Source organism: Austwickia chelonae (genome assembly GCF_003391095.1).
In the GTDB taxonomy this organism is placed as follows: Bacteria; Actinomycetota; Actinomycetes; order Actinomycetales; family Dermatophilaceae; genus Austwickia; species Austwickia chelonae_A.
Map to the genome: position 1 here is coordinate 3296342 of NZ_CP031447.1, position 25935 is coordinate 3322276.

A 25935-nucleotide genomic window follows, 5' to 3' on the forward strand; every position below is an offset into this window, starting at 1 on the left:
GTCACTCCTGTACGGCGACGAGGTCGTATCCGGCTTCGTCGACGGCATGGGCGATGGCGTCACCGGTGAGGGGCGCGTCGCTGGTGACGACGGCGGTGGAAGTTCCCTCGGTGACCAGGTCGATGTCGACCGCGGTGACTCCGGGGATCTCCTGGAGTTCTTCGGTGAGGTGCTTGACGCAGTTTCCACAGGTGAGGCCGTTGACCTTGAGGGTGGTGGTGATCATGGTTGTGCTCCTCGGGTTGGTTGTTCTCGGATGGTTCAGCTACGGACGAGGCGTGCGATGGCGGCGGCGGCCTCGCGGACCTTCTCCTGGCCTTCTTCTTCGCTGGACATGGCGGCATGCAGGACGCAGTGCCCCATGTGGTCTTCGACGAGCCCGAGGGCCACGGCCTCGAGCGCTTTGGTGGCAGCAGCGATCTGGGTGAGGACGTCGATGCAGTAGGTGTCCTCGTCGACCATGCGTGCGATACCGCGGACCTGCCCTTCGATGCGGCGCAGCCTGGCGGCGTATTCGTCCTTGGACCCGCTGTATCCGGCCATGTCGGTGCCCTGTCAGGTGGTGGAGGTGTGGGATCGGTCGGTGCGCAGGAGTGCCGCCGACACCTCAGGGTACCCCCCGGGGGTACCCTGGATAAAGGAGGCTCTCAGTTCTCGTCCGAGCCGTCAGGACGATCCGCTCCGCCCACTTCCCCGGGCCGACCCGGTACGACGAAACCGGCATAACCCGCCACCCTGCGGATCAGCGCCTCCTCGACGACCAGATCCTGACCGTCCACCGCCCGCACCGGAGCAGGACCCCGGCCACTGCTGACCAGCCACACCCCATCGGCTCCCGCCAGATCAGCCACCGGGATCAGCTCGTACCGGGCCTCCATCCCGTCCGATCGCGCGGCAGCGACGATCCGGTCCACCGTCACCGATCCCAACAGCCCGGTCTCCCCCGTCGGAGTCGTTCGCAGCCGGCCCCCGTCCACCACGATCAACCCCGACGTGGGCCCGTCGAGGCAGAAGCCGTCGGTCGACACGAAAAGGACATCGTCCGCGCCACGACGTCGAGCCTCCCGCTGGGCCGCCGCATTCACCACGTACGACAAGGTCTTCACTCCGCCAAGAAGCCACGGCGCCCCGGCGAAGGCGTCGTGCGGATGCCCCTTGCTCAAGGTGACCACACGGATCCCCCGCCGCGCGGCGAACGGGTCGCCGCCGGTCAGCGGCACACTGCGATGCACCAGGGTCGCGTAAGCGGTCGGCTGCCCCGGGGCCCACTCACGTCCCCGGGTCAGCACCAGTTTCAAGACCGCCTCGCCCGGGGTGTCCCACTCGGCCAGCATCTCTTCCAGCAGTTCGCGCCACTGCCCGTGAGCAGGCGGTTCCAGGTCGAGAGCCGCCGCCGAAGCGGCCAACCGGTCCAGATGCGCCTCCAGGTTCTCCACTGTCGACGCCCCGTCCGGCCCGGTCACCACCCTGGTCGCGTCGAAACATCCGTCGCCACGGGTCGCTCCGAGGTCGTCCGCGGTCAATACCGGTTCGTCCGGGTCGACCACACCCCGACCCATCACCGCGACCGATGCCACTCGCGCCGTGGACCTCATGACAGATCCCAAGGCGCGATCGGCGAATCGTCGACCTGATCCGGGTCCACCGGGTCCACTCCGGCGAAGATCACCGCATTCACCTCGGCAGACGCCGCCGTAGGCAGGTCACCGGTACGGCCGGCCAAGGCTTCGATCCGAGCTTGCGGAAGCACGGAGGCCAAGGAACGGGCCGACAGCATCCCCGGCTTGTCGTCCGCACCGGTGATCAAGGTGACCGGGACCTCCAATCCGCGCAGATCATCACTGGTCAGACCGTCAGCCGCCCCGGCCAAGGCGGCGAGCAGCCGATCCTTGTCGATATTGCGGGCAGCCAGGCTCCGACGTGACATGAAACGCAATGCGGTCCGCTGTAGAGCGAGCTGCTTCTTCGACAGTTGCAGAGGCGCCGAAATCGCGTGGACGGCCACGACCCGCTCCGGGAAACGAGCCGCCGCGTGCAAAGCGATCGTGCCCCCGAAACCTGCCCCGACCAGGGTGGCCGAGGCCACGCCGTTCTCGTCCAAAGCCGTGATCAGCGATGTCGCCGCGTCACCGATCGTGAATTCCACGGTCTTCCCGCCGGGCCTGGTCCCCCGCAGCCACGGGCAGGCGGCGCCGACCCCACTGGGTAGAGCGGCAACCTGCTCCTCCCACTGCAACGGGGTCTGACCGAGATCGTGGACGAACAGAAAGAAAGGAGGTCGGCGCATACCTGTGAAGCTACCTGTTGGCTCTCCGATTCGAGTCACCTGCACCGGAAGTCACCCTCAGTCGGGCCTCGGCGAAGACCAGGACGAACACCGGAGTCGAGGACATACCCGGGGAAAACCGAGGACGACCCCGGTCCTTGGCAGACTGGTCGGAAAGGAGGCCCCCATGACCCTTTTCTGGCGACTGCTGGCAGGAAACACCCTGGTCGCTGCCCTGGTTCTCGCTGTCCTGCTCTTTTCACCGGCGACGATCAGCTCGCCTCCGCAGACTCATGAACTCCTGGCCGGGGCATTGACCCTCGCCGCCCTCATCGCCCTCAACGCGTGGGTGATTCCCGTGGCTCTACGCCCCCTCGCCGAGCTGCAACGCGCCATGGAATCCACCGAGAACTCCTTGAACCCCTCCCACGTGACCGTCCGGCGAGACGACGAGATCGGGCGTGTCAGCCGTTCGTACAACGCCATGCTCGACCGGCTCCGCGAAGAACGCGCCCACTCGGCCTCCCGGGCCATCCAAGCCCAAGAGGAAGAACGCGTCCGTATCGCCCGCGAACTACACGACGAGGTCGGCCAGAGCCTGACTGCGGTCCTGCTGACTCTCGGACACGCCGGTGCCACCGCCTCTCGCGAAGCCAGTGCCGACATCAGCGAAGCCCAGGAAACGGTCCGCGCGGCACTCGACGAGGTCAGAGCCATTTCTGCGCGCCTACGTCCCGGTGTACTCGACGACCTCGGGTTGGTTCCCGCATTGACGGCGCTGGCCGGCCAGACGGCCAAGAGCGGCGCGATCTGCCTCACTCGTGAGCTCGACGACCCCGGAGAACTCGACCCGACGCACGAGCTCGCCATCTACCGCATCGCCCAGGAAGCACTGACCAATGTCGTCCGGCACGCCGCAGCGACCCGGGTTTCCCTGCGCCTGAAGATCACCCCGGAACAGGTCGTGCTCACCGTCGAGGACGACGGCATCGGCTTCGACACCCGGACGGCCTCCTTCGGGAAATCCGCGCACGACCAGGCTGGGTCCTGCCTGGACTTCCCCGACAGCTCCGGCCTGCGCGGCATGCGGGAACGCGCACTTCTCGTCGGCGGGCACCTCCATGTCGACGATCTTCCCGATGGCGCAGGTGCCAGTGTTGTCTTCGTCCTCCCGCGAACGCCCCGCCTGCCGTCGAACGCGGCCGACCCCGGAGAGCAGCCATGACGATCAAGACACCGAACCCGTCCCGAGTACTCCTCGCCGACGACCATGCCCTGGTTCGCAGTGGCATTCGCCGCATCATCGACAGCCAACCCGACCTCACCGTCGTCGCCGAGGTCGACAATGGGTCCGCCGCCGTCGACCGGGTGACCGAAGGCGGCATCGACCTGGCGATCCTCGACGTCTCCATGCCGCGGATGACCGGCCTGCAAGCAGCCCGTGAGCTGACTCGTCGTGGCACCGACACCCGTCTCCTCATGCTGTCCATGCACGACAACGAGCAGTATCTCTTCGCCTCGCTCAAGGCGGGGGCCTGCGGGTACGTCCACAAATCTGTGGCTGACCGCGACCTCATCGAAGCGTGCCGGTCTGCTCTTCGCGGTGACCCCTTCCTCTATCCGGGTGCGCTGTCGACCCTCATCCAGGAATTCGTCGCCCGCCACGAGGACACCGACACCGACGCCCTGCTGACTCCCCGTGAGGAGGAGATCCTCAAGCTGATCGCCGAAGGGCACAGCGGTAAGGACATCGCGTCATCCCTCGTCATCAGCCCGCGGACCGTGGAGCGCCATCGGGCGAACCTGCTCGCGAAGCTCGGCCTGAAAGACCGCCTCGAACTGACCCGGTACGCCATCCGGGTCGGTCTCATCGAACCCTGAGCGCGGTCCGGAGTCGACCGGGGCCCTGCGAAACGGTGGCCTCGCGACGAAATGGGTGTCAGCCCCCACCCATATGGGTGTTTCCCCTGATGGTCCGAGCCACCCGATCCCCGAAGGATGGAGACACAGCCCGACGAGACGAGGAGCCGGCCCATGACCGAGAACCACTTCCACGACCTCGTGGACACCGTCACCGACGACACCCTGCACCGCTTGGCGGATCTGACCGCACCTTGCGTGTCGATCTATCTCCCCACCAACCGTGCGCACCAAGACCTCAGCCATGACAGTCTGGTGCTGCGTGGCCTTGCAGAAGACGCCGCGGCTGAACTGGCTGCGGCCGAGATCCCCGACTCGCTCACCGAGCAGATCCTCTCCCCCGTCCGTCAGCTCGTCGACGACCGGCCGTTCTGGGCCGAACAGGGCGAAGGACTGGCCGTCTTCGCCGACCGCAACGGCCACCACGAATTCCGTTTGCGCACCAGCCCGCCCCCCATGGCCGTGGTCGGTGCACACCCCCGGCTCGCGCCTATTCTTCCTGCCGTGACCGGTGCCGACGGCTTCTTCGTCCTCGCCGTCAGCTTGGGCGACGTCCGGCTGTTCTCGGCAACGACCGACAGCATCCGCCAGTGGGGGCTCGGCACCATTCCGGCCTCCGTGGACGAGATGGAACGCCGCCACCAGCGAGAGAACCAGCTGCAGCACCAGCACGAGCCGCCTGCATCCAGTGTCGCGACCTTCCACGGGCACGGTGGCAGCGACGCCGCCGAGGTCGTCCGGGACCACTTCCTCCGCGAAGTGGCCACCGGGTTGCGCCAGGTCATCGGCGCGGACAACCGTCGGCCTGTCGTCGTGGCCGCTGTCGCCGAATACCTTCCGGTGCTTCTGGACATGCAGCTCATTCCTGGGCTGCTGGAGCAGGGGATCCCCGGGAACCATGACGCGACTACGCCGATGCAGCTGCTCGAACTCAGCCGTCCGTTGGTCGAAGAAGCCGGTGCGGCACGGGCCGAGACCGATATCGAACGGTGCAGTGCTGCTCTGGCCAGCGGCAAGGCGTCGGTCGACCTGGCCGATATCGCTTCGGCGGCACAGCAGGGACGGGTCGACACCCTGTTCCTCCCTCCGGTCGTCCCCTCTGATCAGAACAGTGATCTTTCATTCGCTGCCACGGATCTCGATGCCGCTTGCGTCGCCGCGCTCCGTACCGGCGCGGATCTGCGCCCGGTCGACGCGCCGCTGCATGGTGCCCCCGCCGTAGCTCTGTTGCGTTACTGAGGGATAGACGGCGGCGGGGAGCCCCTGACTCTCCGCCGCGGGGCCACGGAAAGCACACACGACTGCGGGAGACATACACGACTGCGGGGTCAAGAACCGACTGTGGTGGTGACCTGTCGCCACCACAGTCGGTCTCAAACCCCGCAGTCGCCTTTCCGCCCCCGGAGTCAACGCGTCCTCGTCTCCTGTCGGACGCCACCAGTCCAGTCAGCACAGCCACCACCGCAGTAGTCAGCACGCGGCACCACCGACACCAACGCCAACACCAACGCCAACGCCAACGCCAACGCCAACGCCAACGCCATCAGCGTCGCGCTCTGCCGAAGGCGCCGCGCATCTTCGACCAGGCGCTCTCAGGCAGAGCATGGACGAAGACCTTGCGCCACACGCTGGCCAGCTGACGCGGCAACGAGCCCGCCTCGTAGTGAAGCCCGTATCGGGAGAAGACCTCTCGAACCTGAGGTGCGATCTCGGCGTATCGATTGCTAGGCAGATCGGGGTACATGTGATGCTCGATCTGGTGGGACAGGTTGCCGCTCATCAGGTGCATGAGCGGTCCCCCGGTGATATTCGCCGAGCCGAGCATCTGACGCAGGTACCATTCGCCGCGACTCTCCCCAGCGATACCTTTCCGGTCGAAGGTCTCCACGCCAGAAGGAAAGTGGCCGCAGATGATGACCGCATTGCTCCACAGGTTGCGGGCCAGGTTCGCCGTCAGATTGGCGGTGATCGTCGTGGCCCAGTTCGGCCCGGACACCGCCGGGTGGATCACGTAGTCACGGAGCAGATGGCGACCGACCTTACGAGCCACCCGGGGAGCTTCGGTGCGCAGTCGTTCCCGGTCGGCCTCGTCGGCACGGCCACTGAGGTGACGGTAGAGATCGAGGTCGTAGAGGGCGATGGAGTACTGGAAGAAAACGGCGTTCAGCACATTCCATACCGGCTGGAATACATAGATCGGATGCCAACGCTGGTCCGGATCGACCCGCAGGATGCCGTAGCCGAGGTCGTTGTCCATGCCGATGACATTGGTGTATGTGTGGTGCAGTTCGTTGTGGCTGTGCTTCCACAGCGAGGCCGGAGCGACGTTGTCCCATTCCCAGGTGCTGGAGTGGATCGCCGGATCCCGCATCCAGTCCCATTGGCCATGCATGATGTTGTGGCCGATCTCCATGTTCTCCAAGATCTTCGCGATCGACAGCCCGGCCGTACCGATGACCCAGGCCACAGGATGTCCGGAGAAGAGGAGCACGATCCGGGAACCGGCTTCCAGGCGTCGTTGGCCGTCGACCAGCCGCCGGATGTAGGCCGCGTCGGCTGCCCCTCGCGACGCGAGGACCTTCTCCCGAATGGCATCGAGTTCTCGGGCGAGCTCGTCGATCTGGGCAGGCGTGAGATGCCCGGCCGGGTCATTTCCGCCGGAAGGCTTCGGAGCCCAGTGCCGCCGGGTGGTGGCCGCGCCGACGCGGGACGAGACTCCGGCCCGGGGCGCTTCCGGTGCCGGGTTCCCGGTGGCGGGAGTGGCTTCGTCCCCGGTGTCGGTCGGGCCGGGGGTGTGGATCGGGGCGAGGGTCATCGGACGGCTCCTGTTCGCGGGTGCTCCGGGGTTCTGCGCACGTGTCCGGACGGGTCTCACAGGTGAAGGGTGCAATCGCCTGCAGCGGCGTGGACGCAGGTCTGTATCTCGATGGGTCCGTCGTCGGGCAGGACGGTGGTGACCTGCCCGTTCCGCAGATCGCGGACGCTTCCGTCCAGGAGCGGCACGGAACATCCGAAGCAAATACCCATCCGGCATCCGGAGGGCGCGGGAAGGTCCAGGTTCTCGGCGATGTCCAGCAGAGAACTGGCGCCATCGGCGTCGACGGTGGTGCCGGTGTGGGCGAAACGGACGGTGCCGCCTTCGGCGACGACAGCGACCGGTGTACGGAAACGTTCGATGTGCAGCCGGTCGAGGAGGCCTTGACCAGACCAGAGTTGTTCGCAGGTGTCCAGCATGCCGCCGGGCCCGCAGGCCCAGGTGTGTCTGTCACGCCAGTCCGGGACGAGCAGGTCGAGGGCGTCCGGGGTGTGCAGGTCGAGCCGTCCGCGATCGCCGGTGAGCCATTCGTGGTAGACGATCTCACCGGAAGCGGCCAGGGTGTGCAGCTCGTCGTGGAAGAGGACTTGCCCGTCCGTGGGCGCGCAGTGCACGAGGGTCACATCGGCCAGCGCAGTTCCGTCGTTGCGCAGCATGCCGATGATCGGGGTCAGCCCGCTTCCTGCGGTGAGGAAGAGCACTTTGTCAGGGATCGCAGCAGGCATGACGAAGTCGCCGGTGGCCTGGTCGAGGTGGATCAGCGTGCCGGTCTCGATGTGGTCGACGAGATACGAGGAGACATGTCCGGCCCGGGTGACAGTGACAGCGATACAACCGCCAGGCGCGGCGACCGGACTCGTCAGGGAGTAGGCCCGCCAGTGTCGTACACCGTCGACGTCCACCCCGAGGCGGACGTACTGGCCGGGCAGGTGGGCGCGCCAACCGCGGCCTGGGCGGATGACGAGGGTGATGGCATCGGGGGTCTCGACGCGTCGTTCGACGATGCGGCCACGCAACCGGGTGGACAGCAGCAGCGGGTCGACGAGTTCGAGGTAGTCGTGCGGGAGCAGAGGGGTGGTGGCCATCCTGGCGAGGGTCGCCAGATCGGTGCCGATCCGAGTGAAGGTCCCGCGCGTGGAGGCCCTGATCTGAAGGGGGCTACTCATTCCCTCAGTATTTATCTGTTTGAGTACTGTTTTCCTGCCCGAATAGCGTGAAGGAAGCGCACACTTTTATCATTTTTAGATGAAAAGTGGAGAGAGTGAGCACGCGGACTGGCAACTCGACCGGGTCAGCTACGACCGGATGCGCGGGGCGCTCGCCGAGGTCGCTGATGCTGCCGTGGCCACGATCATCGATGAGGTACCCAGTTATGCCGGTCCGTTCACCGGCCCGCGAGGACAGCGCATCCGTGAGGCCGTGCGTCTCGCCCTGGACGTCTTCCTGACGGTAAGTCTGCGCGCCGAGGATGTCGCACGCGCTGAAGCGGAGAGTTCCCGGATCACGGTGCGGGCCTATGACCTCGGGCGCGGCGAGGCCCGGGCGGGACGTCCGATGGATGCTTTGCTGGCGGCCTATCGCATCGGCGCAGGGGTGTCATGGCGTTTCCTCTCCCGGGAGGCGATCGCCTCGGGGATGCCGGCCGCTCAGGTAGGGCAGTTCGCCGAGCGGGTGTTCAGCTACATCGATGACCTGTCGGCGGCGAGCGTCACCGGTCACACCGACGAACTCGAGACCCGGGGGCGCGCTCGGGAGCGTTTGCTGGAGAGGCTGGCTCGAGCATTGGCCGCGGGAGAGCCGGAGGAGGAGCTACGTCGTCGGGCTGATCGCGCCGGCTGGGACCCGCCGTTGACCTTGACCGCGGTGTTGCTACCGACCGATGAGGCAGCGATGGTGCGGACGGGGCAGGATCCACGGACATTGTCCGTCACCGGCGAACTACCGGGCCTCGACGACGACCTGACATTGCTGTTCATCCCCGAGGTGGGGCCGTCGGATCGATTGGTGCTGCGCCGTCGCCTCTCGGGCCGGCACGCGGTGATCGGTCCGACCCGTCCCTGGGCATCAGCGATGGCTTCGTTGGCGCGTGCCCGCCGTGCCTGCCCTCAGCCGGGCCCTACGCCCTATGACACCGAGCAGCACCTGGTGGAGCTGGTGGTGTCGTCGGATCAGGAGGCTTTGACTGATCTGCGTGCTCAAGTACTGGCGCCTTTGGCGGGTCTGCGCCCGGCGGTGCGCGCCCGGTTGGAGGACACCTTGCGGTCCTGGCTGGCCCGGCAGGGCCGGCGGGAGGCGATGGCGGCGGATCTGTTCGTACATCCCCAGACGGTGCGCTATCGGATGGGTCAGTTGAGGCAGCTGTACGGGGAGTCCTTGGACGATCCGGCGACGACGACGGCGTTGACCGTGGCTCTGGCTGTTCGTCCGGGGCCTGGCGTGGTCAGCTGTTGATCGTCCGCTCGACGATTCTCCTGGTCGCGCCCCAGGTCCGCCCCAAGGTGCCGTCGTCGTAGCGGCGCAGCAGGGCATTTTTCTCGCTCGTGCTGATCTTGTCCTCCCGGACGGCTTCGTCGAGGCGTTTCTCCAGCACGATGCGCCGACGGGCTCGGGCCCGGTTCTGGGCGTTCTCGTACGCCGTGCTGACTCGGTCGACGGGCAGGCCGAGGGCGGTCGCGGCGATGACGATGCGGTCATGGGGTAACGGGCCGGTATGGCGGGCGTTGTCCCCATTGCTGCGGGCGTGGGCGATGGCCTGGCGTAGCCGGCTGCGTTCGATCTTGAGTTCGTCGGCCATGTCGTCGAAGACGGATGTGCAGCCAGCCATGCGACGTCGGAGTGCTGCGCGCGCCGTGGGGTCGGTAGGACACCGGTATTCGGCGTTCTCCTGGTGGGCGGTGGTGCTCTTCGAGAGGGTGTTGATGCCGAGGTCGAGGCCTGCCTCGGTGATCATCGCGGCTCCGACGACAGCGACCAGCCCGGCAGCGATGGCTGCGGCGATTCCGGCGACGGATTTACTGGGTCTCTTCACGCTGCTTTTTTCACGCTGCTCTCTTAGTACCGGTGCTGGTTTCGTGCATGACGAGGCAGAGGGCCCGCTGGTCCGGATCGGGTGGTGGGGTGGAGGGCCGGTGGACGATCAGGGGCGAACGCGGGATGTGGAGCCACCGCGGAGGAGGTGATCGAGGCGGGTGGCCGTGCCCGGGTGTTTGCTGAGCGTTCTGTCGTCGTAGGCGCGGAGAATTCTGTCGCGCTGCGCAGGCGTGATTTTTTTGGAGAGTTTGGCTGTTTCAAGGCGTTTTTCGAGTGCGGCTCGGCGGCGGGCGCGTTGTTCGGCGCTGACGGTGTCGAGGCTTCGGCTGACCTTTTCCGGGGGGACCCCGAGGTGGTGGGCCAGGGTTGCAGCCAGGGTCGCGCGGTCAGGGAGGGCGCGTTTGGTGTGGAGGGCGCGTTTGGTGTGGAGGGCGCGTTTTTTCTTCAGGTCTGTGCGGGTCAGTTCGATGGCCTTTTTCAGCTGTGCTTGGTCGACCTTGAGTTCGGCGGCGAGGACGGCGAGGAGTTCACGTTGGGTGAGCCGTTGTCCACGGATCGGGGTCTGGGCGCGTTCGACGAGCAGCCCGCTGGTGGCGATGGGGACGGTTGTGGGGGCGGCGTCGAACTCGGCAACCGCGGCGACAGGAGCGCTGCGCAAGTGGGTGTGGGGTCTCGGGGAGGGGGTAGCGGTGAGTAGTGCGGCGGTGGCCACGATCGCGCCGCCGATGGCGATGATGCGCCTCGTCGGTCTTTTCACGTGCAGCCTCCTCGATGGCGTGCTGATGGGCACCTGTCCAGGTTGCCTTGTCCAGGTGCGCCCTGACAAGGAGCCTTATGGAGATGTGACCTGGGCCCGGCGTAGCGCGGTTGCCGGTTCCGGGGTGGGGGTGAAGGATTTTCTTGCTGTTCATCACTGGTTTTCAGGTTGCGCTGGAGCCCCGTCCCGGGAATATTGCTTCAATATCGCATATTTTGTAGACGCGATCACGGCGGCGCTCTCTCCTTATGCCCGGTCAAGGACCGAAGTCCTTACGGACACATACCCCTAGGGGTATTGTTTTCGCCGGAAAGGTGCCTCTGCGGGTCGCAGGCACCGTACGAGAGGAGACTCGTCCATGCGCCACCTCGTCATCCTCGGCGGTGGAACCGCCGGCACCATGGCCGCCAACAAACTCCGTCGCAGGCTCCCCCGCACCACATGGTCCATCACCGTCGTCGACCGCGACGACCAGCACCACTACCAGCCCGGGTACCTCTTCGTCCCCTTCGGCACCTACACCCGACAGCATGTGGTGCGTTCCCGTCACGCGTTCATCAACGACGGCATCAACCTCGTACTGGCACCGATCGACCGGGTCGACGCCGAGGACCGCACCGTCCATCTCGCCGACGGCCGCGAGCTGCCCTACGACCAACTCGTCATCGCCACCGGGTGCACCCCCCGCCCTGAACTGACGCCGGGGCTCGCCGAAGCGCTCCAGGACGAGAGCGGAGCAGGCCGGGTCCACGAGTTCTACACCCTGCCTGGCGCCCTCACACTGCACGAAGCACTCTCCCGCTTCACCGGCGGACGTCTCGTCGTCCACCTCAACGAGCTCCCCGTCAAGTGCCCGGTCGCCCCGCTGGAGTTCGCCTTCCTCGCCGACGAATACCTCACCAAGCGCGGTCTGCGAGAACGCAGCGAGATCATCTACGTCACGCCCCTCGACGGCGCTTTCACCAAGGCCACCTGCTCCAAAGCCCTGGGACACCTGCTGGAAGAACGGGGGATCGCCGTGGAGACCGACTTCTTCACCGAACGGGTCGACCAGGACGACACCGGTGGTGCCGTCGTCTCCTACGACGAGCGTGAAGTCCCCTTCGACCTGCTGGTCACCGTTCCGATCAATACCGGGCAGGAATGGGTCACCCGATCAGGCCTGGGGGACGACATGGGCTATGTCCCCACGGACAAGCACACGCTGCGCTCCCAGCAGCACCCTGACATCTGGGTGCTCGGCGACGCCTCGGACATCCCCACCTCGAAGGCCGGCTCGGTGGCCCATTTCGCCGTCGACACCTTCGAGCGCAACTTCCTCGACGCCTTGGCCGGTCGACCGTTGGCCTCCCGTTTCGACGGCCACGCCAACTGCTTCATCGAGTCGGGTTACGGGAAAGCACTCCTCATCGACTTCAATTACGACACCGAGCCGCTTCCCGGCACCTTCCCCATGCCGAAAGTGGGTCCTATGCAGCTGTTGAAGGAGACCCGGGCCAACCATCTGGGCAAGCTCGCCTTCCGTCACATCTACTGGAACATCCTGCTTCCCGGCAGGCCCCTGCCGATCGGTCATGCGATGTCGATGCGCGGCAAGGACGCCTCTGCAGCGGTTGTGCCCTCAAGACCTTCCGCCGCCGAAAGTTTCACCGCTGCCGGCGAGTCCGCGAAAAAAGCCCCGATCGTTCCGGACTTCTGACCCCCCGAGGGCGCTGATCGCTCGCAGGAACGCCCGCCACCGAATCCGCCCCGTGCGCCAGGGCACGAGAGCCAAGGAGAGATGCCATGCCCACCACCACCATTGCCGGCCGCGACATCGAGGTCAACGACGAAGGTTTCCTGACCGACCCCACCCAGTGGGACGAAGCCCTCGGCGCGGAGCTGGCTTCCTTGATCGGCGTCGAGATGTCCGAACGGCACTGGGAGGTCATCCGTTTCCTGCGCCGCGATCACTCCTCCCGGGGAGAGACCCCTACTTTGCGGCGGGTCGCCACCGAAGGTGGATTCCCGACCAAGGAGCTCTTCGACCTCTTCCCGAAGAAACCCGCCAAGAAGATGTCCTATGTGGCGGGTCTGCCGAAGCCCAAAGGCTGCGTCTGATTCCCGTAGTTGATCCCCTCGAGGCCGTTTCACCCCGCTTCCCCAGGAGTACCGACATGAGTGAGACCCCGTTCGTGCCGAATTTCGGCGACGACGAAGCCGCCCCCACCCGGAAGATGTGTTTCATCTGCAGCAAGGGCAATCTCGACATGGCCTATCCGGCCTTGATCATGGGTAATGCCGCCCTGGGCGAAGGATGCGAGGTGCACCTCTTCTTCACTTTCTGGGGATTCGACATCATCAACAAGGCCACGATGGCCAATCTCAAGTTCACCTTCGCGGGGAACACCGCGATGCACATGGCTGATCTCGAGAAGGTTCGCCCTGGCCTTGGCGCGATGTCGATGCCGCAGCTGTTGGGCGTCCTGCCCGGCATGACGGGCATCGCCACGAAGATGATGCACAAGCAGCTCGACGACCTGCAGATCCCCACCGTCCCGGAGATGCTCGACCAGATCACCGCAGCCGGGGGGCACCTCTGGGGATGCCAGCTGTCGGCCGACATGATGAAGCTGACCGAGGGTGATCTCTACGACGGTGTCGAGGGCATCATCAGCGCCACCGACTTCATCGAGATCAGCGAAGGCGCGCAGATCATCTTCGTCTGACCCGTCGATCACCCGAACAGCGATCCGGCGAAGTAACTATGTCGGGCTCCCTCGGCCAGGAAGAGGAACCGGGCACGAGGAAGTATGGGCCGGCCCTAGGCTTACCGGCATGTCCGGCCCATCCCGTCGCACCGTCCTCACCTCTCTGGCTGTTTTCGGTGCGATCGGGGTCGGCGGTGGCGCCCTCGGGAAGGTGGCCCCTGACGCCGCAGCCCATCAGGAGGATGTCACTGCGTGGAATAGCGTCCGCATCGAACGCGGCGTACTCCGTTCCCGGTACCGACGTCGCTATGACAGTGCGTGGCTCCTCGTCCGCCCCAAGCAACCTCGTGGACTGGTCGTGGCTCTGCACGGCAAGGGTGGGCAGTCCTGGGATTGGGTGCTCAGGCATGACATCGTGGCTGCCGCAGGTGAGAGCTGTGTGGCGGTCGCCGCGATCGACGGTGGCGACACCTGGTGGCATCCCCGCACCGGCGGAAGGGAACCTGGCACCGACAGCGGGTCCTTGGTCTTCGACGAACTGTTGCCCTTGATCGCCCGGCACGGCATCGACACCCGACGGATGGGGCTGCTCGGCCTGTCGATGGGCGGATTCGGCGCCTTGAGTCTGGCTCAGCGGCACGGCCCGACGCGTTGCGCGGCGGTGGCCACGCTCTCTGCGGCGGTCTATCGGAACCTGGAGGACTCCGACCCGGAGGCTTTCGACGGTCCCGCAGACTTCGCCGCACACGATGTCATCACCCATGCACACCGGCTACGCGATATTCCGGTGTGGATGACTGTCGGCACTTCGGATGCCTTCGTGGCAGGGAACAGGGCTCTGGCCGGACGCCTCCCCCAGGCTCTCACCGACTTCCGCCCAGGTGGGCACAACGACCAGTTCTGGGTCGGCCAGGCACGGACCGCGGTCCGTTTCCTGGCTCCTTATCTCTGAGGCGAGCAGGTTTCCGCTGCCGGAGGAAGAAAAGGTTCGGTTTCTCCTCCCGGGGTGGAAGCCTCTCCGTTCAGCGCATCTACCAAAAACGAACTCGCACGACCAGCTGTCTCCGTCGATGCGACCGTGATCATCAAACGTAGACGGACTTATGGCCCTGGCTCATCGTTAAGCTGCACCCAGCGAGACACTGTCACGAAGGAGAGACGGCATGAGCGAATCGGCGCGGATCGAGCTGGACGGTAAGAGCTACGAGCTTCCCATCGTCGAAGGCAGTGAGCATGAGAAAGCCGTCGACATCAGCAAGCTCCGTAGCCAGACAGGCTATATCACCCTCGATGACGGGTACGGAAATACCGGTTCGTGTCGCTCGGCGATCACCTACATCGACGGTGACCAAGGCATCCTTCGCTATCGAGGGATCCCCATCGAAGATCTCGCCGGAAAGAGTTCCTTCGTCGAGATCGCTTGGCTGATCATCTTCGGCACACTGCCGACCATTGAGGACCGGGAGCGTTTCGCCGACCTGCTCACCGAGAACTCGATGCTCGACGAGAACATGAAGAAGCACTTCGACGGCTTCCCCACCTATGCGCCGCCGATGGCCATCCTCTCCGCCATGATCAACACCCTCTCGGCGCACAACCAAGAGGTCTGGGAAGCCCACGACGACGCCTCCATCGAGCGCGCAGCTGCCGTGCTGATGAGCAAGGTCCGTACGATCGCCGCGGCCGCTTACAAGTCCAGCATCGGCGAGCCGATCGTCTATCCGCGTTACGACCTCAAATATGTCGAGAACTTCCTCCACATGATGTTCTCCGTGCCTTATCGCAATTACGAACCCACTGACACCGTCACCAAGGCACTCAATCTTTTCCTGCTGTTGCACGCCGACCACGAGCAGAACTGCTCCACCTCCACGGTGCGCATGGTGGCCTCCGCTCAGGCGAATATGTTCGCATCCTGTTCTGCCGGTGTCTGCGCGCTGTGGGGGCCATTGCACGGTGGCGCCAATGTCGCCGTCATCGAGATGCTCGAAGAGATCCGCGATTCCGGAATGGATGTCAAGAAATACGTGGAGAAGGTGAAGAACAAGGAGGACGGGGTGAAGCTCATGGGCTTCGGCCACCGCGTCTACCGGAACTTCGATCCGCGTTCGAAACTTCTGCGCGAAGCGTCGGAGGAGTTGCTGCGCGAAATGAAGATCTCCGACCCGTTGCTCGATCTGGGGCAGGAGCTCGCGGATGCTGCATTGGCCGACGACTACTTCATCGAGCGCAAGCTCTACCCGAACGTCGACTTCTACTCGGGCATCATCCTGCGCTCCATCGGCGTCCCGGTGAACATGTTCACCGTCATGTTCGCCATCGGCCGAATGCCTGGCTGGATCGCGAACTGGAAGGAGATCCACGACGACCCGAAGGGTCGGATCTACCGTCCGCGTCAGGTCTACACTGGCCCGACCGATCAGGGCTGGATCCCGAGAGAGAACCGGGACTACCCCCACTTGCTGGCCGACTGACCGATCTCACACTTCCGACGGCGGCTGCCAGCAGTCCTCCTTGCCCGTCACTGCCGCACCTGCGAGAGGACGGCCAGAGGAAGACTGCTTGGCAGTCGCCGTGTTTCCTCAGCGAACCTCGGAAGTGGTCTCCCGCCAGGAATTCGTCCCCTGGTGGATACCGGTCTCGTCGAGATGCAGCGGGCGGCGATCGTCCAGGAAGATCACTGAAGCCCCTGCCTTGGCATAGGCCTCCTTCACCGCTTCGGCGAAGACGTCCTTGCCCTGTGCGTCCTGGGGACCGTGCTGCTCGGGGACGACGACCTTACCCCTGTGGAGTACGAGGCTGCTCACCGCGTTCGGCAACAACGAACTCACGTAACGGTTGTCGTTCGGGTCGTCGGCCCGTTCCCGGGATCGGTTCTCGTCGTCGTAGACCCGTTCGGCCAGTCGGTAGAGCACGGGGACACGGACGATGTCGTCGTCCTTGAGATCGAGGGCTTCCCGAAGACGGTCGACATTCTTCGCCATGATCTCAGCGGCATTGGCGTTGTGCCTTTTGGTCTCCGGGTTCCACACCTGTTCGAGGCTCTCCGGTTCGCCCTTCGCGTGAGGTTGTCCGCCACGACCGTCCCGGATGAGATGTTCGACGAGGTCGCTACCTGCCTTCGGGTCGGCGATGGCGACCTTCCACCCGCGTGTGGTGTCGGCGGGAAGCACCTGCACGATCTCGTCGACATGCCCGGTGCGGAGGAAACCGACGTCGAGCACCAAGGGTTCGGCATCGGACTGAGCCCGGAAGAATGTCGAGGTCGACTCCGAGGGGGTGCGAGGATCCTTGTCCTCGTACTTGCGTTCTTCGTTCTTCTTGTCTTCGTCGGCGGACTTCTGGTGCAGGGCCGGTGAGATCATCGGCTCCTCGATCACATTTCCTCCCCCGCCTGCTCCGTTGTCCGCAGGCTTCTCCGGTTCCTTGGGCTTCTCGTGACCGCGGGGGTAGTCGGTCGGCTTGGTCAGTCGGTGTCCGACCACAGCTCTGCCCAGGGAGAACTTGCGATCGCCCACGCTGTGCGGCGGAAGTGTCTCGTAGTTGCTCATCGAGTTCAGCGTTTCCTCGGAATCCGCATTCCCGGTGCGGATCACGCCTACGTCCTGGCCGCGCATGAGGTAGACGGCGGCGCTACCGTCCCGGGCCTGGTCGGACAAGGCCATCACCCGCATGGTGTGTGGTTCGCCGGATTCCGTCGGCAGTTGTTGGTACATCGGCTCGAAGAGGCCTCCGGTCCGCAGTTCGTCGCCGACCAGCTGACTCAGGGTGGCCCCTTCGGCTTCGACCGTTTTCTTCAAGGCGTCCTTGAATGCCGGGGCATCGCCGTGCCCGCTCTCGTCGGGGCCGATGAACACCGAGGAGGCTTTCTGAAGGTGGTGATGGGCGATCAGCGGCGCTTGACGCAGTTTCACCGAGGAGTCGTTCTTCCTCCCGTCCGATGTCACGGAGATATGTATCTCAGCGACGCCGTCCCAGGCCTTGAGGTCTCGTAGGACGTCTCGACCTTCCAGCCCCATGGTCAAGCCTTTTTTCAGTTCTTCGGCGTTGATCTTGTCCTTGCGGGTGATCGGCGACCACTGGTCACCACGCTTCAAGAAAAGCCGGGTTCGTTCGGCTGCGGCTCCTTCGACCCAGATCTCTGCGGTGGTCCCTTCGGGAACATCCTTCGGGACGGTGCGTACTGGGGCGAGATCCTTCTCGTCCTCGGGGCCGTTGACGATCTCGTCGGCGCCGTCGTGGCAGGAGGCGAGGTCGCCGAGCGGGCGGATCCCCCCGTCCTGGTTCGTCTCACAGCGTGCCGAGTCGTCGTCGACATTCGCCAGGAAGACGGCTCCGCGGGTGACAGAGGCTTCTTTTCCGTCCTTGTCGCTGTCTCCGGCGAGGTCGACCTTGCCATCTCGGTTCGCATCGACACGCAGATCGATGGAGACGGAACCTTTCCCTCCTGGTAGCGATCCGGTGCAGGCGCTCAGGGAGAGCACGCTCAGCGAGCCTACGGACAGCGCTGCCAGCAGAGCCAGGCGAGACCGTCTCACCGGAACCGTCTCAGACATGAATCATCTCCTTGCCGAAGGAAGAAAAACCAGAAGGAATCTCTGAGGCATTCTAAAAATGCCGACGAGGAGAATTGATAGATATGACTGAAATGCCCATTAATAATTTTAGATTATTTCTGGAATTATTTATTCCTACAAAATAGATGATCTGTTCAGCTGTTTTCTGATCGCTTCCACAGTGAGAGAGCATGCTGCCCCGGCGTCGAAGACGCCGGGGCAGCAGACAGCACCATCGAGCGGGAGGCCTACTTCTTCTGTGCCGGAGGCAGCGACGGGAACTGACGGAAGACGTTCGTTCCGCAGTGCACCTCGCCACCTGACATGTGGTAGGTGAAGTAGGTGTTCACATAGGTCGCCTTGGCTCCACGCTTGCTGTGGGCCGCATTGATCGCCTCGACGAAGACGTCCTTGCCGTCCAGCTTCGGGCCGTACGGGTCTGGAACCAGAATCCGCTCAGCATCCAAGGACACAGCGTTCACACCGTCCGGAATGGCGAAATCGAGGTTCCGCACCCCCAGAGTGGCCTTACCACCGGTCTTGTCCTTGTCATCGCCGTTCTTGTTCTTGTCGCCAGCCTTCCCTTTGCCCTTACCCGCATCCGAGCCGTCGGTGTGCTCGTCAAGGTAATGGTCACCGCCACCTGGGAGCACGGCATCGCTCTTGCTCCCCTCGACCAGGCCGCCGTCCTCAGCAGGCTTCGGTTCGCCATCGGCTTCGGCCCGCTTCATCAGGATCGGCACCTTCAAGAAGTCGCTGTCGTTGAAGCCCAGCTCCTTCTTCAAGATCTCCACATTGGCATCGATCCGCTGCTGACCGATCTCATTGGCCTTGATGAAGTCAGCATTCTTCAACGCGTCCTTCACCTTGGGAGTATCGGCATCGAAGAGCCTGTGCTTCGGCGGGCTGGACAGGTGCTGGTCGCCCTTGCCGGCACCGTCGACCTTCTTCAACAGCTCCACGCCATCCTTGGGGCTGGCCACCGCGAACATCCAGCCACGCTCGTTCTTCGCAGGAACGACATGAATGAACTCGTCCACGTGACCGACCGACAAAAACGACGTGTCCAGATAGATCGGCTTCTGATCCGCATTCGACTCGAAGAAGGACCGCTGGACCTGGGACATCTTCCCGTGCTTGTACTTCTCCGTGTGGCCCATGATCAGCCGACCGGCCGCGAACTTCTTGCCGTCCTTGGTGTACGCGCCAATACCCTCGACGTTTCCAGTCGACTCCAGCGACGTATTGCCGTTGGGGCCGGTCAGCGCGATCACGCCGGTGTCCTTACCCCGGAAGGCGTACCACTCGTTCTTGGATTCCACATTCGTGTGGGCCAGCGCCAGCACGCGGATGTTCTGCTGCTTACCGCCCTGCGTCATCGACGCGTACATCGCCTCGAAGTGGTCCTGGCTCCACTGATGAGAGGAAGCATCGACGACACGAACTTGAAGCTGGGCCTTTGTGCCCGACTTCTTCATCTCCTGACCAGGCCACTGGTGCCGTTCCTTACCGCTGTCCTCGCCATCGGTCCGGACCACCTTCTCCACATCCTGCGTGGAGAACGGGGTCAGCTTCGCGACCTGCAACTCCAGGGAAGCCTTCGAAGCCTTGTCACCCTCCTTGACCTCGAGATCAAGGCTGAACTTCCCATCGAAAGCTTTGGCGTCCCGGATCACGTCCGTGGCCTCGACCCCGAAGGTCATCCCGGCCTTCAACTGCGCCGCAGTCAACTTCGCCGGCAAAGTCAGACCCGCCGACCACTTGTCGCCTTCCTTCACGAAGACGCGAACCTTGCCCTTGGCCTTGTCCGGCACCGACAGGGTCGCCGCGGCCTTCTCGTTGATGTCCTTGATCGCAGGCAGGGTCACCAGAGTCAGATCCTTGGCATCTTCAGCACCGTTGACCACGTTGTCCGCACCGTCATGACAGACACTTGCTGTCTTGAACTTCACCGGCTGCTTGGCCGGGACGGCACAACGACCCGAGTCGTCATCGACATTCGGCAGAACGGTCTTCGTCTCCGAGGTCAGACGGACCCGACGATCCTTGTCATCGCCCTTCTTGTCATCGCCCTTCTTGTCGCTGCCCTTCTTCTCGTCGCCCTCAGCCGCACGGCTGTTATCGGCAGCGAAAGACGACGGCGCAGTACCCTGCACCATCGCAGCAGACGCCCCCAAGGGGAAAGCGCACAGGGACCCGGCGGCCAGCGCGGCAGCCAACGCAAGGCGTGGGCGTCGTGGCAAGACCGTCAAAGACATAAATTATCTCCTTGCTGAGGGGGGATTGATATCAGCGTACGGGCCATTCCGAGTTGAATAAACATCCCGAGTTACTTTCAGGACAAATGACGACGAAATGTTATTGTCAGGCTTTCTTCAGGCTTCTCTACTTTTCCACTCAGTTTCATATATTCATTCGATACAAAACGGATTAAATTTCCATCAAAGATCATCTTTCATACTTGACTTGCCTCGAAACGCGGGCGGATACGCACATCACTCCACCCGCCTGAGAGGGTTGACCCCATGAAGTACGTCGACAACAAGGTCGTCCTCATCGGAACCGGCGCAGTAGGCATGGCCTACGCCTTCGCCGTCGTCAACCAAGGGCTCGCCGACGAGCTCGTCCTCATCGACCTCAACGAACGCAAATCACGCGCAGATGTGCTCGACCTCAACCACGGAGAAGCCTGGGCACCCCACCCGGTCAGCGTCTCCTTCGGTGACTACAGCGACTGCCGCGATGCCGCCATGGTCGTCATCTGCGCAGGGGTGGCCCAGAAACCGGGACAGACCCGCCTCGAACTCCTCGAAACCAACCTGGGCATCTTCAAAGACATCGTCGGCCGCGTCATGGACACCGGCTTCGACGGGATCTTCCTGGTCGCCACCAACCCGGTCGACATCCTCACCTACGCGACCTGGCAATTCTCCGGTCTGCCCTCCGCACAGGTCATCGGGTCGGGAACCACTCTCGACACCGCACGGCTGCGTTTCAACCTGGCCCAACACTTCGAGGTCGCCACGACCAACGTCCACGCCACCATCATCGGCGAACACGGCGACTCCGAACTACCCGCGTGGAGCGCCGCCTCCATCGCAGGGCGTTCGATCACCCGCCGTCTTGCCCAACACCCCGAGCTGCACGACGATCTGGAACGCATCTTCGCGATGACCCGCGATGCCGCCTACGACATCATCGACGCCAAAGGCTCCACCAGCTACGGCGTCGGCATGGCGCTGGCGCGCATCACCCGGGCCATCATGCGCAACGAGAAGGTCACCCTCCCGGTGTCCGCCCTGCTCCAGGGCGAGTACGGACACGAGGACCTCTATATCGGTGTGCCCACCAGCGTCGGTCGGCGCGGCATCCGCCAGATCATCGAACTCGATCTGGACGAATCCGAGCAGACCGCCTTCGACGCCAGCGTCGCCAGCCTCCACGCCGCCATGGCACCGGCCCGTGCCGCCGGGGTCCTCCCTTCCCGCACGGACGCGAACGACAACGCCTGAACAACCCGAACCTGAGCACCGAGTACGGTGCTCAGGTTCGGGTTGTAGGAGACAGGCAGGTCAGGGCACTAACGGATCTGGCCCCGGAACCTCGTAGGTCTTCGCGATGTCCTCCAGGATCTTGTACGCACCCTGGACACTCACCGCAGACATCCAGGACAGGTCATCGACCGGAGCCGTCTTCGGAGCCAGGTTCGCCCACAACGGATTCGCCTCGAAGGTCGACTTCAGCTCGGTGCTCTTCCCCTTCTCCGGGTCGGCCACCGTGACGAAGATCTTGTCCGCATCGGCCATCGGGATCTTCTCCTCGCTGATCTCCGTGGCGAAGTCCTCCACCGCCTGGGACTCGGGGCGATCCAGCCCGGCATCCTTCAGGACGATGCCGGAGAAGGACTTCGCCTGATAGAGACGTGTCTTCCCCTCCATGAAGCGCACCACCGAGATCTTCGGGTTACGCCCGACCTTCTCCTTGACCGCGTCGCCGACCTTCTTCGCCTGCTTCTCGTACTCGGCGATCCGCTCCTTGGCCAGATCTTCCTTCCCCAGGGCCTTCCCGGCCAGCAGGACGTTCTCCTTCCAGGTCGGCCCGGTGGATTGGCTCATCACCGTGGGGGCGATCGCCGAGAGCTGGTCGTACAACTTCTCGTGACGCACCTTCGCCGACAGGATCAGGTCGGGTTTGGCCGTGGTCAACTTCTCCAGGCTGGGCTCCTGCAGAGTGCCCAACACCGTGGCCTCCCCAACGTACTGGCGTCCGCCCTCCCCCATGTGCGGCAAGGCCCCGCCGACCACCGAGTGGTACGTGGTGATGGCGACCACCGGGGTACGCAGCAGAGCAGCCGCTTCGACATAACTCTGGTCCAGGGCTGCGACCCGCTTCGGTTGGCCGGTGACCGTGGTCTCTCCCATGGCGTGGGTGATCTTCCGCTGCTCGCCCCCGGAACCTGACGAACCTTGATTCGCTTGCACCGCTCCGCAACCGGTCAACAGGGCTGCTGCAGTCAGTGCGGAAAGCACGGCAAGAGGGCGGCGAGATCGGGGGTGACCTCCGGAGACAGCGGATGAGGGGCGCACAGGGACTCCTTCATAAATCAGGTTAGGCTGACCTTATCTATGAATGTCACGGAGTCCACAAAGCACCCACAGGCTGCCCGTCGCACAGCCACCGCCGTCGCTGTCGTCACCGCGCTGATCGCCGCTGCCATCGCCAGCATCGCCCTGGGCAATCACACCCTCGCCCCCGGTGAACTCTGGCAAGCGGTCACCACCCACGACGGCTCCCAGGCCGCCGTCATCGTCCACGACCTACGCCTCCCGCGTACCCTCCTCGGGCTCACCGTCGGCGCAGCCCTCGGCGTCGCCGGCGTCCTCGCCCAATCGCTCACCCGCAACAGCCTCGCCGACCCCGGACTCCTCGGCGTCAGCGCAGGATCAGCCCTCGCCGTCGTCCTGGCCACCGCCACCGGCCTCCTCACCGGCGGTTTCCACGGCACCGCGGTCTGGGCCTTCGCCGGCGCACTCGGCGCCACCACGCTCGTCTTCGGAGCCACCACCGTCGCCGACCGACGACGCAGCGCCGGCGCCTCCGACGCCACCCTGCCCGTCATCGGCATCGCCACCTCCGCCGCCCTCAGCGCAGTCACCTCCGCCATCGTCCTGCTCGACGCCAGATCGCTCGACGCCTACCGTTTCTGGGCCATCGGTGCCCTCGCCGGACGCACCCCCGACACCTGGCTGACGGCGGCACCCCTCATCGCGGTAGGCCTTCTCCTCGCGGTTCTCGCCGGGCGCGGACTCGACGCCATCGCCCTCGGCGACGACCTCGCCAGCGGACTCGGCGTCGACCTACGCCGTCTCCGGTTGCTCACCGTCACCGCCATCGCCCTGCTCACCGGAACCGCCGTCGCCGCCTGCGGCCCCCTCGCCTTCGTCGGCCTGCTCGTCGCACACACCGGCCGTGCCCTCGTCGGCCCCCGACACAGCCTGCTCCTCCCGTTGTCCGCGCCGCTGGGAGCCTGCGCCGTCCTCACCGCCGACGTCCTGGGACGGCTCATCGCCGGACACCACGAACTCGCCACCGGCGTCGTCCTCGGCCTCGTCGGCGGCCCCCTGTTCGCCCTCCTCGTCGCCCGGAAGGTCCACCGATGAGCACCGGACCCGCCGGCGACGGCTACACCTCCCGCGCCCACCGGTCACGCCACCGGTGCAACCTCGGCTCCGCTCTGTTCATCGCCCTCGCCGCCGCCCTGACCACCCTCAGCATCGGCGCCGTCACCATCCCGCCCGGTCAGGTCGTCTCCGCGCTCCTCGGCTTCGCCGACCCCCAGACCACCCTCGTCGTCGGAGTCCTCCGGCTCCCCCGCGTACTCACCGGCCTCGCCGTCGGTGCCGCGCTCGGTCTCGCCGGAGCCCTCACCCAGACCGTCACCCGCAACCCCCTGGCCAGCCCCGGCATCATCGGCGTCACCTCCGGAGCCAGCGTCGGCGCCGTCGCCGTCGCCATGGCCGCCGGCAGCGCAGGTGGAGTCTCCGGGCCGTGGGCAGCGCTCGGCATGCCCACCGCAGCTGCTCTCGGCTCCATCACCGCGACCGTCACCGTCATCGCCGTCGCCCGCACTCCCGAACGTGTCGTCCTGGTCGGTGTCGGCATGACCGTCGCCGCGCAGTCCCTCGTCGCCTGGATGCTCACCTGGGGAAACGCCCAAGACGCGGCGCGGGCCACCACCTGGCTCACCGGAAGCCTCGGCGGCAGCGGCTGGACACTGCTCCTGCCCGTCCTGGTCGTCCTGCTGATCGCGGTGCCGGTGATCGGCGCGATCGACCGCGACCTGGCGGTCATCCCCCTCGGCGACGACCTCGCCTCCGGGCTGGGCATCGACGTCACCAAGGTCCGATGGACCGCTCTGCTCACCGCCGCCGTGCTCGCTGCGGCCGCCGTCGCCGCCGCCGGACCGGTCGCCTTCGTCGGGCTCGTCGCCCCCCGGCTGGCCGCCCGACTGTGGGATGCTCCACGTCCACCCGCCCTGGGGTCCGCCGTCTGCGGTGCCGCACTGGTCACCCTGTCCGACCTCATCGCCCGGAACCTGTTCTCCTGGCTCGGCATCGGAGTCATCGAACTCCCTGTCGGCATCATCACCGCCGCCGTCGGCGGGGTCTACCTCGTCTCCCTGCTCACCTCCCGGAGGATCGCCGCATGACCCTCGCCGCCCATGGCGTCCACCTCGGGTACGACGGCCGCCCCGTCGTCACCGGGCTCGATCTGACGCTGCCGCCCGGTGAGCTCACCGTCTTCATCGGCCCGAACGGCTGCGGCAAGTCGACACTTCTGCGCGGGCTCGCCGGTCAGCTCCCACCGACCGGAGGGCACTGTTCCGTCGACGGGCGCCCGCTCACCGATCTCTCCCCCACCGAACGGGCCCGGGCCATCGGCCTGCTCCCCCAGGCCCCGGTCGTCCCCGAAGGACTCACCGTCGCCGAACTCGTCGCCCGCGGACGCCACCCGCATCGAGGGATGCTCCGCCGCTGGTCCGTCGCAGATGCCGCCGCCGTCGACCAGGCGTTGAGCGCTGTCGACCTGCACCCTCTCGCCGATCGCCCCGTCGAGGCCCTGTCCGGCGGCCAGCGGCAACGCGCCTGGATCGCTTTGGTCCTCGCCCAGCAGACCCCTTACCTGCTGCTCGACGAACCGACGACCTTCCTCGACCTGGCGCATGCGATGGACGTGATGGACGTGGCCCGGCAGGCCGCCGTCTCCGGGACGACCGTCGTCCTCGTCCAGCACGACCTGACCCTGGCAGCCCGTTACGCACACCATCTGGTGGTCATGCAGGACGGCGGGGTCGCCGCACAAGGGGCCCCCGGCGAAATCCTGACCCCGGAACTGCTCGACGACGTCTTCGGGCTGGCCGCTCACGTACAGGACGTCGGAGGAGCCCCGGCCGTGGTTCCGGTGGCCCGCTGAACACAGATGGGCCGGGAGGACATTCCCCCCGGCCCATGGTCCGTCAGGCGGATCAGAGCGCTTCCACCTCGGCCTTGATCGCGGCGAGCTTGTCCTGGCCGACCATGCCGCCCGCCATGCTCATCGCCTGACCTGCGGTCATCCCCTTGGCCATGCCCAACATCGGGTTGTTCGTCAGGCCGGGGGCGTGTTTGTCGAAAATCGCCACGACCTGCGGGTCGTCCAGCAGTTCGCCGAGCTTGGTGCTGTTGATGTCGTACTTGGCCACAAGAGTCTCCTCTGTTCTTCCCGGGTCACCCGCCAGCCGGGGGCGATTCCCCTATGGTGCTCGACCTGAGGTCGGTAGAGACCTCGAAGCAGAACGCGATATTCGTCACGCCTGCGACTTCCGTCCTTTTCCGGTCCCTCGGCATATTCCTGGCAACGGA

The 25935-nt window shown here is 65.2% G+C and carries 26 protein-coding genes; 13 read left to right on the top strand and 13 right to left on the bottom strand.

All coding sequences use genetic code 11. The features are described from left to right. Position 1 precedes the first annotated feature (1 nt). The 4 genes from DX923_RS14475 to DX923_RS14490 all read right to left on the bottom strand — a co-directional run bounded on the left by DX923_RS14475 (position 2) and on the right by DX923_RS14490 (position 2287). Positions 2 to 226, bottom strand: coding sequence for a heavy-metal-associated domain-containing protein (locus tag DX923_RS14475; RefSeq protein ID WP_116115801.1), 225 nt, complete (start codon positions 224 to 226; stop codon positions 2 to 4). 35 nt (positions 227 to 261) lie between these two features. Continuing rightward, positions 262 to 543 (bottom strand): metal-sensitive transcriptional regulator, encoded by a 282-nt coding sequence (locus DX923_RS14480; RefSeq protein ID WP_006504090.1) that lies wholly within the window; start codon positions 541 to 543, stop codon positions 262 to 264. Positions 544 to 647: 104 nt separating this feature from the next. Next, complete coding sequence (locus DX923_RS14485) at positions 648 to 1595, bottom strand: aminodeoxychorismate lyase (protein ID WP_116115802.1); 948 nt, start codon at positions 1593 to 1595, stop codon at positions 648 to 650. Then, entirely contained in the window at positions 1592 to 2287 is a 696-nt protein-coding gene (locus DX923_RS14490; RefSeq protein ID WP_116115803.1) for an alpha/beta fold hydrolase, read from the bottom strand. The genes DX923_RS14485 and DX923_RS14490 overlap by 4 nt, the downstream gene beginning before the upstream one ends. Positions 2288 to 2453: 166 nt before the next feature. Between DX923_RS14490 and DX923_RS14495 the strand changes: the two genes are divergently transcribed. From DX923_RS14495 to DX923_RS14505, 3 genes are all read left to right on the top strand, one after another. Then, complete coding sequence (locus tag DX923_RS14495) at positions 2454 to 3491, top strand: HAMP domain-containing sensor histidine kinase (RefSeq protein WP_116115804.1); 1038 nt, start codon at positions 2454 to 2456, stop codon at positions 3489 to 3491. Further along, positions 3488 to 4147 carry a response regulator gene (locus DX923_RS14500; protein ID WP_116115805.1) on the top strand — a complete coding sequence of 220 codons (660 nt, stop codon included), beginning with the start codon at positions 3488 to 3490 and terminating at the stop codon, positions 4145 to 4147. The genes DX923_RS14495 and DX923_RS14500 overlap by 4 nt, the downstream gene beginning before the upstream one ends. A 153-nt stretch (positions 4148 to 4300) precedes the next feature. Beyond that, positions 4301 to 5425: a hypothetical protein gene (locus DX923_RS14505; RefSeq protein ID WP_116115806.1), complete on the top strand. Its 1125-nt coding sequence runs from the start codon at positions 4301 to 4303 to the stop codon at positions 5423 to 5425. 167 nt (positions 5426 to 5592) lie between these two features. On the opposite strand, the gene DX923_RS16375 is transcribed toward DX923_RS14505, so the two are convergent. The 3 genes from DX923_RS16375 to DX923_RS14515 are packed head-to-tail and all read right to left on the bottom strand — an operon-like array spanning position 5593 to position 8167. Then, positions 5593 to 5730, bottom strand: a complete 138-nt coding sequence (locus tag DX923_RS16375) for a hypothetical protein (protein ID WP_162873035.1) — start codon at positions 5728 to 5730, stop codon at positions 5593 to 5595. Further along, positions 5730 to 7001 carry a fatty acid desaturase family protein gene (locus tag DX923_RS14510; protein WP_116115807.1) on the bottom strand — a complete coding sequence of 424 codons (1272 nt, stop codon included), beginning with the start codon at positions 6999 to 7001 and terminating at the stop codon, positions 5730 to 5732. Before DX923_RS14510 ends, DX923_RS16375 begins: the two co-directional genes overlap by 1 nt. Before the next feature lie 56 nt (positions 7002 to 7057). Beyond that, a complete protein-coding gene (locus DX923_RS14515) occupies positions 7058 to 8167 on the bottom strand; it encodes a ferredoxin reductase (RefSeq protein WP_116115808.1) in 1110 nt (369 codons plus the stop codon). 79 nt (positions 8168 to 8246) lie between these two features. Between DX923_RS14515 and DX923_RS14520 the strand changes: the two genes are divergently transcribed. Then, positions 8247 to 9452, top strand: coding sequence for a PucR family transcriptional regulator (locus DX923_RS14520; protein WP_116115809.1), 1206 nt, complete (start codon positions 8247 to 8249; stop codon positions 9450 to 9452). Here DX923_RS14520 and DX923_RS14525 read toward each other — a convergent pair. Further along, complete coding sequence (locus DX923_RS14525; protein WP_116115810.1) at positions 9442 to 10029, bottom strand: hypothetical protein; 588 nt, start codon at positions 10027 to 10029, stop codon at positions 9442 to 9444. The genes DX923_RS14520 and DX923_RS14525 overlap by 11 nt on opposite strands. Positions 10030 to 10137: 108 nt before the next feature. Beyond that, on the bottom strand, positions 10138 to 10788 hold the full coding sequence (locus DX923_RS14530) for a hypothetical protein (protein ID WP_116115811.1): 651 nt from the start codon (positions 10786 to 10788) through the stop codon (positions 10138 to 10140). A 358-nt stretch (positions 10789 to 11146) separates the two neighbouring features. On the opposite strand from DX923_RS14530, the gene sqr reads away from it, so the two are divergent. From sqr to DX923_RS14555, 5 genes are all read left to right on the top strand, one after another. Further along, positions 11147 to 12487: a type III sulfide quinone reductase, selenoprotein subtype gene (gene sqr / locus DX923_RS14535; RefSeq protein ID WP_116115812.1), complete on the top strand. Its 1341-nt coding sequence runs from the start codon at positions 11147 to 11149 to the stop codon at positions 12485 to 12487. 86 nt (positions 12488 to 12573) lie between these two features. Beyond that, complete coding sequence (locus tag DX923_RS14540; RefSeq protein ID WP_116115813.1) at positions 12574 to 12888, top strand: TusE/DsrC/DsvC family sulfur relay protein; 315 nt, start codon at positions 12574 to 12576, stop codon at positions 12886 to 12888. Positions 12889 to 12944: 56 nt separating this feature from the next. Beyond that, positions 12945 to 13496, top strand: coding sequence for a DsrE/DsrF/DrsH-like family protein (locus DX923_RS14545; protein WP_116115814.1), 552 nt, complete (start codon positions 12945 to 12947; stop codon positions 13494 to 13496). A 109-nt stretch (positions 13497 to 13605) separates the two neighbouring features. After that, entirely contained in the window at positions 13606 to 14430 is an 825-nt protein-coding gene (locus DX923_RS14550) for an alpha/beta hydrolase (RefSeq protein WP_116115815.1), read from the top strand. A gap of 211 nt (positions 14431 to 14641) precedes the next feature. Continuing rightward, a complete protein-coding gene (locus DX923_RS14555) occupies positions 14642 to 15952 on the top strand; it encodes a citrate synthase (protein WP_116115816.1) in 1311 nt (436 codons plus the stop codon). Positions 15953 to 16060: 108 nt separating this feature from the next. Here DX923_RS14555 and DX923_RS14560 read toward each other — a convergent pair whose 3' ends face one another. Both DX923_RS14560 and DX923_RS14565 read right to left on the bottom strand, forming a co-directional pair. Continuing rightward, positions 16061 to 18034 (bottom strand): protein-arginine deiminase family protein, encoded by a 1974-nt coding sequence (locus DX923_RS14560; protein WP_116115817.1) that lies wholly within the window; start codon positions 18032 to 18034, stop codon positions 16061 to 16063. A gap of 248 nt (positions 18035 to 18282) precedes the next feature. Further along, the gene (locus DX923_RS14565) at positions 18283 to 20292 is read right to left on the bottom strand and encodes a protein-arginine deiminase family protein (RefSeq protein WP_116115818.1); all 2010 of its coding nucleotides are present in this window, start codon (positions 20290 to 20292) and stop codon (positions 18283 to 18285) included. Positions 20293 to 20559: 267 nt separating this feature from the next. On the opposite strand from DX923_RS14565, the gene DX923_RS14570 reads away from it, so the two are divergent. Next, positions 20560 to 21546 carry an L-lactate dehydrogenase gene (locus DX923_RS14570; RefSeq protein WP_116115819.1) on the top strand — a complete coding sequence of 329 codons (987 nt, stop codon included), beginning with the start codon at positions 20560 to 20562 and terminating at the stop codon, positions 21544 to 21546. Positions 21547 to 21606: 60 nt separating this feature from the next. Here DX923_RS14570 and DX923_RS14575 read toward each other — a convergent pair whose 3' ends face one another. Further along, positions 21607 to 22620 carry an ABC transporter substrate-binding protein gene (locus DX923_RS14575; RefSeq protein WP_116115820.1) on the bottom strand — a complete coding sequence of 338 codons (1014 nt, stop codon included), beginning with the start codon at positions 22618 to 22620 and terminating at the stop codon, positions 21607 to 21609. A 39-nt stretch (positions 22621 to 22659) separates the two neighbouring features. Here DX923_RS14575 and DX923_RS14580 point away from each other — a divergent pair, with 39 nt between their 5' ends. From DX923_RS14580 to DX923_RS14590, 3 genes are read left to right on the top strand one after another with little or no spacing between them, the layout of a single operon-like run. After that, positions 22660 to 23694: a FecCD family ABC transporter permease gene (locus DX923_RS14580; RefSeq protein ID WP_116115821.1), complete on the top strand. Its 1035-nt coding sequence runs from the start codon at positions 22660 to 22662 to the stop codon at positions 23692 to 23694. After that, positions 23691 to 24743: a FecCD family ABC transporter permease gene (locus DX923_RS14585; RefSeq protein ID WP_116115822.1), complete on the top strand. Its 1053-nt coding sequence runs from the start codon at positions 23691 to 23693 to the stop codon at positions 24741 to 24743. The genes DX923_RS14580 and DX923_RS14585 overlap by 4 nt, the downstream gene beginning before the upstream one ends. Next, positions 24740 to 25507: an ABC transporter ATP-binding protein gene (locus tag DX923_RS14590; protein WP_116115823.1), complete on the top strand. Its 768-nt coding sequence runs from the start codon at positions 24740 to 24742 to the stop codon at positions 25505 to 25507. The genes DX923_RS14585 and DX923_RS14590 overlap by 4 nt, the downstream gene beginning before the upstream one ends. Before the next feature lie 52 nt (positions 25508 to 25559). On the opposite strand, the gene DX923_RS14595 is transcribed toward DX923_RS14590, so the two are convergent. Continuing rightward, complete coding sequence (locus DX923_RS14595) at positions 25560 to 25775, bottom strand: hypothetical protein (RefSeq protein WP_116115824.1); 216 nt, start codon at positions 25773 to 25775, stop codon at positions 25560 to 25562. Between the last annotated feature and the right edge of the window lie 160 nt (positions 25776 to 25935).

What these genes read in the sequence shown, in the direction of transcription:
- DX923_RS14590 (WP_116115823.1), top strand. Translation starts at nt 24,740, where the DNA reads ATGACCCTCGCCGCCCATGGCGTCCACCTCGGGTACGACGGCCGCCCC.
- DX923_RS14495 (WP_116115804.1), top strand. Translation starts at nt 2,454, where the DNA reads ATGACCCTTTTCTGGCGACTGCTGGCAGGAAACACCCTGGTCGCTGCC.
- DX923_RS14550 (WP_116115815.1), top strand. Translation starts at nt 13,606, where the DNA reads ATGTCCGGCCCATCCCGTCGCACCGTCCTCACCTCTCTGGCTGTTTTC.
- DX923_RS14500 (WP_116115805.1), top strand. Translation starts at nt 3,488, where the DNA reads ATGACGATCAAGACACCGAACCCGTCCCGAGTACTCCTCGCCGACGAC.
- DX923_RS14485 (WP_116115802.1), bottom strand. Translation starts at nt 1,595, where the DNA reads ATGAGGTCCACGGCGCGAGTGGCATCGGTCGCGGTGATGGGTCGGGGT.
- DX923_RS14545 (WP_116115814.1), top strand. Translation starts at nt 12,945, where the DNA reads ATGAGTGAGACCCCGTTCGTGCCGAATTTCGGCGACGACGAAGCCGCC.
- DX923_RS14585 (WP_116115822.1), top strand. Translation starts at nt 23,691, where the DNA reads ATGAGCACCGGACCCGCCGGCGACGGCTACACCTCCCGCGCCCACCGG.
- DX923_RS14580 (WP_116115821.1), top strand. Translation starts at nt 22,660, where the DNA reads ATGAATGTCACGGAGTCCACAAAGCACCCACAGGCTGCCCGTCGCACA.
- DX923_RS14515 (WP_116115808.1), bottom strand. Translation starts at nt 8,167, where the DNA reads ATGAGTAGCCCCCTTCAGATCAGGGCCTCCACGCGCGGGACCTTCACT.
- DX923_RS14570 (WP_116115819.1), top strand. Translation starts at nt 20,560, where the DNA reads ATGAAGTACGTCGACAACAAGGTCGTCCTCATCGGAACCGGCGCAGTA.
- sqr (WP_116115812.1), top strand. Translation starts at nt 11,147, where the DNA reads ATGCGCCACCTCGTCATCCTCGGCGGTGGAACCGCCGGCACCATGGCC.
- DX923_RS14540 (WP_116115813.1), top strand. Translation starts at nt 12,574, where the DNA reads ATGCCCACCACCACCATTGCCGGCCGCGACATCGAGGTCAACGACGAA.
- DX923_RS14480 (WP_006504090.1), bottom strand. Translation starts at nt 543, where the DNA reads ATGGCCGGATACAGCGGGTCCAAGGACGAATACGCCGCCAGGCTGCGC.
- DX923_RS14520 (WP_116115809.1), top strand. Translation starts at nt 8,247, where the DNA reads ATGAAAAGTGGAGAGAGTGAGCACGCGGACTGGCAACTCGACCGGGTC.
- DX923_RS14565 (WP_116115818.1), bottom strand. Translation starts at nt 20,292, where the DNA reads ATGTCTTTGACGGTCTTGCCACGACGCCCACGCCTTGCGTTGGCTGCC.
- DX923_RS16375 (WP_162873035.1), bottom strand. Translation starts at nt 5,730, where the DNA reads ATGGCGTTGGCGTTGGCGTTGGCGTTGGCGTTGGCGTTGGTGTTGGCG.
- DX923_RS14505 (WP_116115806.1), top strand. Translation starts at nt 4,301, where the DNA reads ATGACCGAGAACCACTTCCACGACCTCGTGGACACCGTCACCGACGAC.
- DX923_RS14560 (WP_116115817.1), bottom strand. Translation starts at nt 18,034, where the DNA reads ATGTCTGAGACGGTTCCGGTGAGACGGTCTCGCCTGGCTCTGCTGGCA.
- DX923_RS14475 (WP_116115801.1), bottom strand. Translation starts at nt 226, where the DNA reads ATGATCACCACCACCCTCAAGGTCAACGGCCTCACCTGTGGAAACTGC.
- DX923_RS14510 (WP_116115807.1), bottom strand. Translation starts at nt 7,001, where the DNA reads ATGACCCTCGCCCCGATCCACACCCCCGGCCCGACCGACACCGGGGAC.
- DX923_RS14555 (WP_116115816.1), top strand. Translation starts at nt 14,642, where the DNA reads ATGAGCGAATCGGCGCGGATCGAGCTGGACGGTAAGAGCTACGAGCTT.
- DX923_RS14490 (WP_116115803.1), bottom strand. Translation starts at nt 2,287, where the DNA reads ATGCGCCGACCTCCTTTCTTTCTGTTCGTCCACGATCTCGGTCAGACC.